The sequence below is a fragment of the Ruegeria sp. AD9 genome (assembly GCF_056542305.1).
The window spans coordinates 1-1,882 of the sequence record NZ_JBQFZP010000054.1 but is presented as its reverse complement, the minus strand read 5'-3'; the positions used below and the strand labels follow the sequence as shown (position 1 = coordinate 1,882).

Genomic DNA, 1,882 nt, shown 5'->3' with positions numbered 1-1,882 from the left:
TTGAACTGTTGGTCGAAGAGGTTTTTGAAGGGGCCGTTTTTCTGCATGAGTTGGTCGAGGTTTCCCTGTTCGGCGATAGCGCCGTCCTGGATGACGATGATCGTGTCTGCCTCCAGCACGGTTGACAGGCGGTGGGCGATGACGATGACGGTGACATCCTGTGTCAGGGCGTCCAGCGCCTCTTTGACCAGCGATTCCGATTCCGCGTCCAGCGCGCTTGTGGCCTCGTCCAGCAGCAGGATCTCGGCCTTGCGCAGAATGGCACGGGCAATCGCGATGCGCTGTTTCTGGCCGCCCGACAGAAAGGTTCCGTTCTCGCCCACCGGGGTCTCATAGCCCTGCGGCAGGTCGGTGATGAACTGATGCGCATGTGCGGCCCGGGCTGCTGCGATCACCTCTTCATCGCTCGCATCGGGTGCCGAGCAGCGCAGGTTGTCCATCACCGAGGCCGAGAACAGGAACGTATCCTGACCGACATACGAGATTTTCCGCCGCAGCGAGGCAAAGCTGACCTCCCTCAGGTCCTGGCCATCGATCTCGACGCTGCCCTGATCGGGGTCGTAAAACCGCATGATCAGGCCAAACAACGTGGATTTGCCACCACCGGACTGGCCGACAAGGGCGGTGGTTTTCCCGGCCTCGAAAGTGGCGCTCATGTTGTCGATCACCGGCACCGTGCCCTGATAGCCAAAGGTCACATTGCGCAGCGTGATCTGTCCGGGGCCGTCACTCAGGTCACGGGCCCGGGGGCTTTCCACCATCGTGTCCTCCTGATCCAGCAGGCTGAACAACATGCCGACCCCGACCATGCAGGTTTCAATCTGGACCCGCATCCTGGACAGGCGCTTGGCAGGTTCATAGGCCATCAGCAAAGCGGTGATGAAGGACATCAGCTGACCCGCGGTCGGCTGTTCGGTGCCCGCGATGCCCATCGTGCTGACAATGAGAACCCCGGCAACCGCCAGACCGGCCAGAAACTCCATCAGCGGGCTGGCGATGGCCTGCAGCCGGGCGATGTCGTTCGAGCGCTGTTCGACCTTCCGGATCGCGGTCTCCATTCGGTCGATCATGCGATCTTCAAGCGCAAACACCTTGATCACCTTGATCCCCGCCGAGGTCTCCTGCAGCACCCGGATGATCTCTGCCAGCGATTTGAACTCGGCCTGCATGATCGAGCGCACGCTTTTCAGCAGATACCGCACCCCCAGCAGGGCAATCGGGCCCACCACAAAGAACATCACCGACAGGACCGGCTGCTGATACACCATGACCACAATCAGGCCGACCAGGGTCAGGGCATCGCGGACAAACCCGGTGACCAGAACATCGATCAGGCCCCGGGCCGATTGCGCGCCATTGGTCGTGCGCATCAGCAGATCCGACGATTCAGTGGTCGAGAAGAACGACACTCCGTGCCGGACCAGCTTGCGGTACAGCTTCTCCTGCTGCTGGGCCACAATCCGGTTGCCCGCGCGTGCCAGAAAAACGGCCTGAATATACGAGGCCACCGCCTTGGTCAGGAACAGAAGCACAACCCCCAGCGCAATGACATGCACCCATCCCCGCAATTCCGGGTTGGTCATGGCATCGATGATATATTCCATCATGTAAGCCGAGCCGGCGGTGGTGACCGCCACCGCGATCATCGCCAGGATCGCAACGCCGTAAAGCCCGCCCTGCGCATAAAAGCTCTCACCGACAAGCCGGCCCATATAGCCCGATCGCCACTTGTTCCAGGCGCGCTTCATCATTGCGTTCTCCAAATCCGTGAAACGGTGCGCACGCCCAGATACCCCATATCCCGCCGCGCCTAAAGGACAGATGCAACCCTGCGGCAGACCAACCCATCCCAACATCCAAACACGCTAAATAAGACCTAACC

General features: G+C 60.6%; 1 protein-coding gene. It reads right to left on the bottom strand.

Going from position 1 to position 1,882, the window contains the following annotated elements:
• The coding region (locus ACR0AM_RS21545) for an ABC transporter ATP-binding protein (protein ID WP_480623995.1) at positions 1-1,751 on the bottom strand (1,751 nt) is incomplete at its 3' end.
• Positions 1,752-1,882 lie beyond the last annotated feature (131 nt).